The organism is Paenilisteria riparia FSL S10-1204 (assembly GCF_000525995.1).
Lineage (GTDB): Bacteria > Bacillota > Bacilli > Lactobacillales > Listeriaceae > Listeria_A > Listeria_A riparia.
The window spans coordinates 1-9,291 of the sequence record NZ_AODL01000044.1; the positions used below are offsets into that span (position 1 = coordinate 1).

The 9,291-nt window shown below is 37.3% G+C and carries 6 protein-coding genes and 1 pseudogene; all 7 read right to left on the reverse strand.

From position 1 onward, the window contains the following. Positions 1-198 precede the first annotated feature (198 nt). Positions 199-594: a hypothetical protein gene (locus tag PRIP_RS15640; RefSeq protein WP_036102522.1), complete on the reverse strand. Its 396-nt coding sequence runs from the start codon at positions 592-594 to the stop codon at positions 199-201. A 119-nt stretch (positions 595-713) separates the two neighbouring features. Continuing rightward, complete coding sequence (locus PRIP_RS15645; RefSeq protein WP_149023861.1) at positions 714-1,205, reverse strand: hypothetical protein; 492 nt, start codon at positions 1,203-1,205, stop codon at positions 714-716. 202 nt (positions 1,206-1,407) lie between these two features. Beyond that, a complete protein-coding gene (locus PRIP_RS15650; protein ID WP_036102528.1) occupies positions 1,408-4,377 on the reverse strand; it encodes a Tn3 family transposase in 2,970 nt (989 codons plus the stop codon). Positions 4,378-4,384: 7 nt separating this feature from the next. Further along, positions 4,385-4,946, reverse strand: a pseudogene (locus PRIP_RS15655) (recombinase family protein); the annotation flags it as partial. A 383-nt stretch (positions 4,947-5,329) separates the two neighbouring features. Further along, on the reverse strand, positions 5,330-6,013 hold the full coding sequence (locus PRIP_RS15660) for a WxL domain-containing protein (RefSeq protein WP_036102531.1): 684 nt from the start codon (positions 6,011-6,013) through the stop codon (positions 5,330-5,332). 99 nt (positions 6,014-6,112) lie between these two features. After that, positions 6,113-8,353 carry a WxL domain-containing protein gene (locus PRIP_RS16535; RefSeq protein ID WP_052008993.1) on the reverse strand — a complete coding sequence of 747 codons (2,241 nt, stop codon included), beginning with the start codon at positions 8,351-8,353 and terminating at the stop codon, positions 6,113-6,115. 157 nt (positions 8,354-8,510) lie between these two features. After that, positions 8,511-8,732 carry a hypothetical protein gene (locus PRIP_RS15670; RefSeq protein ID WP_036102535.1) on the reverse strand — a complete coding sequence of 74 codons (222 nt, stop codon included), beginning with the start codon at positions 8,730-8,732 and terminating at the stop codon, positions 8,511-8,513. Positions 8,733-9,291: the final 559 nt, after the last annotated feature.

Genomic DNA, 9,291 nt, shown 5'->3' on the forward strand with positions numbered 1-9,291 from the left:
TCTTTTAAGGCACTTTGCATCTCTTCCACAGACTCCGGCTGATATTCTTCCACAATGGCTTTGGCAAGGGCAACGGTTTTAGGATCACGCTTTTTCTTTGGCATTTTACTCTCATCCTTTCCGATTTTTATTCATTGTACCAAAAAGAAAAACTGACATAAACAATGAACCTAGGATTCATTATTTACACAGTTTATTTTACACTCCCGTGATGCGAGTATAGGTTTTCAAAATAGCATCTTTGTCAGAAAATATGGAACCATTATCTTGTAATCCATATAAAATATCAAAAGTTTTTTTATTATGATTCATTATCCACTCTAGCGTCAAACGCTTCTCTTTATCAAAACCATATTCTTTTGCCTTTTCAAAAGCATTCTTATCATATTCAGATAAATCATCAAACAAATAATAATTCAGTACTGCGACTGCTTTCTTTGTATCTTCTGTCGAAGTAAGTTTCATGGATTTATTGGTCACTGTCCTATCCACAGCGTTGATACTTGGAGTGGCAGTCATATAGAGATAACTTACCAAGACATCTACTTGCACTTCACTTAACTCTTGCTTTGTAAATACTGCTGCTTCATCCACTTTAGACTCACTTCTTTCGTTTGAAATATAAAACCAAATTGCCCCTACAAGCAAAAACAAAAAAGAGCACCGATGACTAGCATTTTATTTGTTTTTTTCATACTATCCCTCTTCGTTTTTTATTTTTTAGCTATAGCTTCGTCAAAAGCATCTCCCAAACCGCTATCGCGCAACTCTATAACCTTATTAATTACTTTTTGCGGATTTTGAACAATGTCAGCTACAGTAAAATTGGTTCCACATGCTTCATTGACTTTTCTAACTCGTTCATGCGTTTCTTGCCCTACTTCAATATAAATTGTACTGCCTTCTGTATCTGCAGTATCCAGTGTAACAAGTGAGGCGACACAATCAAAATTAGAATAAATCTGCGCGTTTTCTATCCCTGACAATTGCCCTTCAATAAAAGTTATATTAGCTTGGTGTTCCTGTGTATCAGTATAGTAATCTAATCCAGCTGAAATAACATCTCCGATAAACGGGACGCACCCAATAGCCTTGGACAAACCAATCTTCCCAGACCTCTCCAGTGCTTCTCCTGCAACAGCTGATAGCCCTTCTATAGCTAGCCCACTTGCTTGATCCACAGTAAAATCTGTGGTTGCCCCCACTAGCGACGGTGCTCCAAAATGATTTGCGAAAGCAACTCTTGATTCTTGAAGAACGGAAATGTCAATCATATTCCCATTCTGTGTGCCAGATATAGTAATAGGGGTCAATGAAAATTTTGCCCAAAATCCCCCCACATGTCATATTACTGTAATATAAAGCAAGAATTGCGCCCATCAAGGGAACAATTCAGAAAATACATGCTTATTTATCGGGCCTAATGGCCCTTATGGCACCTATTGGAAAATCTTTTCGCTTAGGTTTCCATACATAGTCTCCAGTAAAATTGATGTGACTCCAGCCGAGTGGAGACACATGTTTTAATAATTCTTCCGGAATGATTTCCCCCTCCATGCGCAGTGTATGGACGATTTCTTGAATGTAGGTGGTATTCCAAATAATAATCATAGAGATTAAAGTATTTGTGCCATAGGTTCGATGTATTTGATTTTCAAATGTCTTAGCGCTAATTCCCCCGCCATCTTGTAAGCGTAAAGCGCGTTTCAGCGCATTCTCGGCTTCCCCTTTGTTTAAGGCGAGCTGTGTTGTTTGCCTAACATCTACTTTGCCAATCCACTCTAGCAAGTGAAGTCCACAAAATATTTTTCCCAATTCGCGTAAAGCCAAAGCCAAATGATTTTGTCTAGGATAGGAGGATAATTTTTTTAAAATACTAGATGCTGTAACAACTCTTGTTTGTACGGAATAACTTAATCGTAATAAATCGTCCCAACACTCTCGAATGATAGCCGTATTGACTTTTCCTGCGTAAAGCGATGATAATGGCGAATTGGCGTCACACTTCATCAAAGAATAGAACGATTTTTTATTGATTTTCTTAATTCGTGTGGAAAAACGGATCCCAAGTAGGTGGCATAAACCAAACACTTGAAAAGTATATCCAGCAGCATCTGTAAAGTGTTGCTGGATACTAGTCGTGTCACTTTGATGATAAAGTAAACCATCAATAATATGTGCTGCTTCTTCGCTTGCGCTAATAAGTTGCGCATAGTACGGACTGTATTGATCATTCACATGTGTATAGATAAGTAGCCCCGACTTTTCTTGGTGCTTACCGCTGGGCCTAGCTAACGTAGTACTTTGTCCAGTGGTACGATAAAATTGTCCATCGGAAGAAGAAGTGGTAGCATTTCCCCAATGCGTAGCAAAGGGGTGTGTTGCTTGGTAATCAGCTAAAGAACCTAGTGCACTCAGGTAATTTTCTTCACTGATATAGTGCAAATAAAACCAAGAAAGTTGATTATAATTTACATTGGGACACGCCTGCGCCATTTTATGAAGTCCTAAATTAATACCATCAGACAAGATGGATGTATACAGTAAAAGAGATTCTTTTACGGAAGCTTTTGTGTGTGTATGGCAGAAATGATGCTGCATCTGTGTCCAATGCGTAACATCTTCGATGAGCTCTGTTAGTCTGATTTTAGGCATTTTGCGATAAATACGTCGGCTTAAATGTTTGGCTTCTTCTGGAACTACATTCTGCAAAGGAGAAAGTATGATTCTATCGCCATCTATTTTTAATTCTGGTATAGATTGGCCTCGTATCAGTTGTTCCAGCTCCTGTATGGCATATTTGGTATGGTGTGTCATTTGTTCTAAGAAAGACTCTACGGATTGTGGAACATGTAACAATTTATTTTCTGTTTTGTTCCATAAATGTTGAGGGTATAAATAAGCTTCTAAATCTTGATATTGTTTGCTGCTAGTAATATGCATGTCGCCAGAACGAAGTGCATGGCAAAGCTCAAAAAATAAATGGAACTCATAGTAGCGTCGATGAATAGGTGTTTCATCTGATTGAAATATCCAAGATTCCCATTTTGATTTAACAAAATCAATAGGTGGATCTTTCAATTTCTTGATCTTTTCTCGATTAATATGTTGCAGGTATTCAACAGCTTCAAACAAATCATGTGTGACAGCAGTGGGTACGAAATGTAAACACTCCAGAAGGAGTGGGAAAAAACGCCGGAGAGTGTTGTAATGGCGTACAATAAGTGCCAAAGGGTCTGTATCTATACGTTTTTCAAAAAGCTGATTCGTTTCTAGTACGCTTTTTTCGTAATCATCCCATGGCAAGACATGACTAATTGCTTCATAGGGATCTTGTTGTTGATTTCGTGCATCGATTAAACGTTGACCAATTTCAGCATATAGCTGCGCAGCAGTAACAATATCTGTTTTATGTTCGTACAATGTTTCTTTTAACCATCTCTGGTCTTGATTTCGCATTCGGTTAACAATATGTATAGCCCTGTCAACTGCTTCATCAATTAAAGTCGCGTGAATATGGGAAACCAAGGCTACTAGGAAAGCCCATTTTTCGGGTTCTTTCTTTTTACTTAACTGTTGTGGTGTATAAGACAATGCATCTTGTGATAGCTTCGCTAATCGGTTAGGATGTATATTTTGTGCGATTTGGGCGGGTAAATCTAACTGGCGAATGAACTGAATCTTATTTAGGGTGCTGATCAATTGTTTAATCGAAGTTCTGCTAGGACGTTGTCGTAACCAGGATAACCATGTAATAGATGTCTCATCTTTCAAATGAAAGAAAGCTTGGAATTGTTGAATATGCGTTGCTTCCAGCTCATTGGTAAGCGCCTTCACAGATTGGCTTCGGGCGCGATAACGAGCCCCTCTCACTAACTCTTCTAATGTAGAAATAGCCGGAAGAATAATCTTTCTTCGTCTTACTTCACTAAGTAGTATCTCAAATAGTAGATCTCCTTGATCGGTTCCCCACGCATGCTCAAATAGCCAATGAGATAGCTTTTTATAATGGGTAAGAGAAAAAGATTCGAGCTTGTATAATTTCTTAACTCTAGAAATATGCGAATCCCCCGTTGTGGTTTGAATTTTGTAATCACAAATAAGGTTAGGTTGGACACTGATTTGATTTGCGATAAAAGAAAGAAGGCGTTCTGGAATTTCAGAGATGTTTTGGAAAGGGTAGCCTGGATACTTCATGAATGCCATTTGCAAGGCTATGCCCAATCGATTAGCTGCAGAACGTTGTGTGGCAATAAAAGCTAGTTCTTGCTTATCAAAAAAATAACGTGCCAATAATTCTTGTCCATCAAGATTATCGGAAATAAAGTAGCTACATTTTTTTCGCTGATAATCCGTTAATAACTTTATTCGGACCATGTTACTTCTCCTTTCTCGATTCAAGATAACGATAAATAGTGGCTCGGCTAATACCGGTCATTTTAGTAATGTCAGCAACACTGTATTCTTCTGAGTGATAGAGATTAAGCGCTTTTTGGATATCTTTTTCTGAGACCTTAGGTCTACCGCCTTTTCTCCCTCGTGCTCGAGCGCTTTTCAATCCTTCACGTGTACGTTCTACAATCAAATCTCTCTCAAATTGGCTGAAAGCTTGAAAAACCGTTAACATTAATTTTCCGTGTGGAGTACTCGTATCAAAATTTTCTTTTTAAACTGACTAGTTCTACCTGTTTTTGCTCAAAAAAATGAACGATTTCAATAAGATCTTTTGTACTCCTTCCTAAGCGTGAAAAACTTTCGACAACAACCTTATCTCCTGCTCGAACCTTATCTTTGATTCTACTTAATTCAGGACGATTAGACTTAGTTCCACTCAATTTCTCTGTCAAAATTTCTGTGCAGTCACATGCACGAAGCAAATCAAGTTGTCGGTCTAACTCTTGTTTTTTTGTACTTACTCGTGCATAGCCATAAACGTGCATACTCATATCCTATCACCTCTTCTAAATTATACCATAAAGGGGAGTTAAAGAAACAAAGAATATAAGCAAACTTTAGAGACTATTTTGATACAAAAAATAGATGTTTTTTAGAAAAATAAAAACATCCTAATAAACCATCGTTTTTGAGACACTGTCCTTATGTTACAAACAGATGACATGTGGGGGGATTTTGGCCAAAATTTTCATTGACCCCTAACATGCTTAATCTGTCATTAGTTTCCTTTGTAGTAGGAAGCGAAAATACGTATCAAAAATCTAATGGCAGATTTTTGATACGTATTTTTCTAGGCCAGAGAACCTTTTCTCTCGGACTCTCTGCATTTTATAGTTTGTTACGTGTACTGGTTTTTTTCATGAAAATTTATAGTTTAATCAGCACTTGGTGAGTCTTCTAATGTCCATGTAATTGAAGAATTATAATCACCAGCAAGATTTCCAGCAGGTACATATAAAGAAACGTTATCGTTATTGCCTTCTGTCCCTTCATAAACATTGAGCCAAGTCCCCATACCAGCATTGGCTTCTGCTGATAGAACTATTTGCGCGTTATTGTTTAGTGTGATGTCCGAAGTTGTAGGTGCAGCAGATTGGTTGTCACTTTGTGTGCGAACTTGTCCATCTATTAAGCTCATTTGTGACCCTTTTAATATCTTGGAACCATCTGTAAAGTCTGTTGCAGTAGCTGTTAATGTCCAACCAGCACCAGTTCCACGTTTATCCGTGACCTGAATATAGGGGTTTTTATTGACTGCGCGGTATGTTTGCGATTTCCCAGATATTTTTTGTGTTCCAAAATCAATATTTGATAGGAAATCGATAGTCAAGGCACCTGTATTACCGGTTCCCGTGTTACCTGGATCTGATGAATCTGGAATAGCTGGCGTTGGCGCATCAGGATTTGTTGGGTCTAGTGGTGTTACAGCGCTATCATCAGCTTCTAGTTTTATTTTACCAGTGGATGTTGTTGTATCAGCATGAGCTAGTGTACTTGTTCCTAATAATGTTGCGATTGTAATAGCTCCGACTGTTAATGCTTTTGTTAAATTTTTCATATTTAATTGCCTCATTTCATTTATTTTTTAGTCACGTGGCTAAGGGAGAGAATGGCAGTACAATGGTTTGGTACATCACTCCTTTCAAATAGGTCATGTTTAAGGTGCGTCAATCAGGTTCCATTCGACTTGACCTTGATACTCTTGAGCATATGCTTCGCCAGCATGTACTTTTAATAAAATGCCTTCATCTTCTCGCCACTTTACTTTAGTTGTTTCAGTTGTAGCTTCCGTGGGGGTATAGTCATACACAATTAGCGCTTGTTGTGATAAGGGTGTTTCTATACCGTCTTTATCTTTGAAAATAAGACCGTTTGCTAACGTTTTTCCATTCGTTCCTTTCATTGGTGTAAGGAGTGTCGCAGTGAGCGCCCAGCTATGCTTCTCTTTACGATTATCGTGTACTACGATTTCCCAATCAGTATCTGTGCGATTGTAATTTTGGGTGAAACTCGTTATTTTTTGTGTTCCAAAATTTAAATCGGATGGAACACTTGCTAAGGTTAAATCGTAATTTTTCACAGTTATATAAATGATATTGTTGGTGTTTTTAGGCGCATTGTCGAGGATAACTTGATAATTTGCACTACCTTGGTGTGTGAAGGAGACATTAGGATTCATTTTACCTTCATAGACGACTTGATTAGTCGTTGTGTTGATGATTGTTACTAGATGCGTGTCATTTAATTTTTGTTGCGTCGAGCCATTGTTTGTATAGTGAAGGTCAAAGTAGGTATCAGACGAGACCTTAAAAGGAGTTATCGTTTTATCAGTTACGTCTATGGAGCTAGCCCCAGTCAATTTGGAATTTGTGACAAAGGTGTTAGTATAGCGTGGTTCATTGTTGACTGGATTCGTCATAATAGAGGGGGGGGTAGCACTATCAAGAGTGACCTGATTGTTAGTGACTGTTAGGTAGTCTATATCAAGTAATGTGACTGGTATGATACCGACAAACTGATTATTATCAAATTTTGCTGTTTCTAAAGATGCTATATTACCTAGACTAGTAGGAATCTCACCTGATAACTGATTAGTATTCAAATATAAGGTTGTGAGATTAGCTAAATTTCCAATTTCAAGAGGAATTTCACCAGAAAGTTGATTATCATTAAGGGCAAGTATGTCAAGTTGTTTCAACTCTCCTAGAGAGGATGGTATACTTCCTTGTAATATATTATTTCCTAGATGTAATGTACTTAAATCGGTGAGCTTGTTAATAGATGATGGAATTTCACCACCTAATTTATTTCCAGTCAAGTTGAGTTCTTTTAAATGTACCAGTGAGCCGATTGTTTCTGGGATAGTGCCTGTTAATCCCATAGTAGTTAGGGAAAGGTTGGTTAGCTCTGATAAATGTTCTATTCCTGCTGGAATGTAACCATTCACGGTTTTGTTCATTTTAATCTGTGTAATCTGTTTCAAATCGTCAAAAGTCAGATTAGTTCCTATTTTTTTATTGGGTATTTGTCGTTCGATTTCATCGATTAGCCAAGACTGATTATCAAAATCAGCGCGCTGCACCACATTGGAAATTACCGTCACATGGCCAGTTGCTGCTGTATTTTGCGATGCACCATCTAAATAAAAAGAAAAATGGTTAGTATCCGCTGTTAACTCAAGTGCAACAGACGGGGACAAAGGCCCGTCATAAACGATTTTATTCTGGGCATGGTCCACTATTTGAACTGTATGTGTATTGTACAGGGCTGTTTCTTTATCTTGTTCCATCTTGTTTATTAGCTTTAATTGGCTATGCGTTGTTGAGGAACTATCAAACGGTTTGAAAAAGGCATGATTAAATGTATTATAAATATCGGGTTTCGTTGATATCATTAATTGATTGTTACTAATAGTTTGTGTAAAGTTGCCTTTTGTAGGAACTGAAATGGGGGAAACGATTTGCGTATAGCTGACGTCTAGGTATGTGAGTGCTGCGGATTGCATCAACTGGGTAGGGAAAAGACCGGTTATTTGTGTTTTCTGGAGTTGCAGGTTGCTCATTTTCGTTAAATTGGAGAAACTGTCTGGAATTTTACCTGTCAAGTCATTATAGGCCAGATTAATAGCACCAGTTAAATTAGTTAAATTTCCAAGTTCTGGAGGAATTTCACCTGTTAGTTGATTACTGGCTAAGTTAAGCTCGGACCGTATACTGGTTAAATTTCCGAGTTCTTTAGGTATTTTCCCTGTAAATTGGTTATTGCGTATACTAAGACGTTCTAGCTTAGATAAACTCCCAAGTTCTGCGGGAATCTCACCACTTAAGCGATTATTATATAAAAATAGTATTTCCAGATTAGAAAAATATTTAATACCTGGTGGAATAGACCCGGTCAAGGCAGCATTATTATTATTAGAAATCGTTTTAATCGTTTTTAAATCGCCAAATGTTAAATTAGAGTTGATGCTTTTGGATGGAATCTGGCGCTTTACTTCCTCAATAAGCCATGTTTGATTTCCTAAATCATTAGATGAAACTAGATCTGTATCTAGTTTAGTGGCTCGTAGATTTCGCCCATTTTTTTTTTGTAGAATAAATATTTTGTTTTTCAGGTTCTAATGTGGTAGATAGGTCTTTATTTTGATTCGTTGTTTTATTCTCAAAAGTATGCTGTCTCACATTATTATCAATGAGTTCTGCTGCGCTTGTATTCTCTGTAAACAAGGGAAACAGTATAATGACTACTAAAACAATATTTATAACTTGTTTTTTCATAGTATCACCTTTCTATATTATTCTAAAACCGGTATTACATGTGATAGTCAAATGTTGCGTTTCTTTCATTGTTACCAGTATAAGCTGAATTTAGCCTCAATTGTGTAAAAGATTTTTTTTTTATAGAAACGCTATGTGTATCAAAAAAAGATGCTTTTTCATTGAAAAATCTACAATATGTAGCAATATGTAAAAATTTCTAAAACAGATTGATGTATTGAGAATAATTTCGACAAATTTAAAGTATATATATATACGCTGAAAACAAAGTGTGTAGAAAAGTCTCCTTTTCTGTAAGCAAAGCTTAAGTGAATGAATCTCTTTTCTAGAAATAGCATCGTGCTGCACACTCTACATGCTGTGCTTTAATAAATAGTAACTATCCACCCGTGTGAACGGGTGGCTTTTTATTAGCCCTAGAAGGGCTCAATACTCGCTTGGCCCCTAAAGGGACCCTTCCTAAGTGACCGCCAACCGCTTCTATGCTGCTGATGTTGACAAATTTTTATGTTTTGAATGGGTCCATGTATTCTCGTTTGCTTATACTAGCCTTAATCCG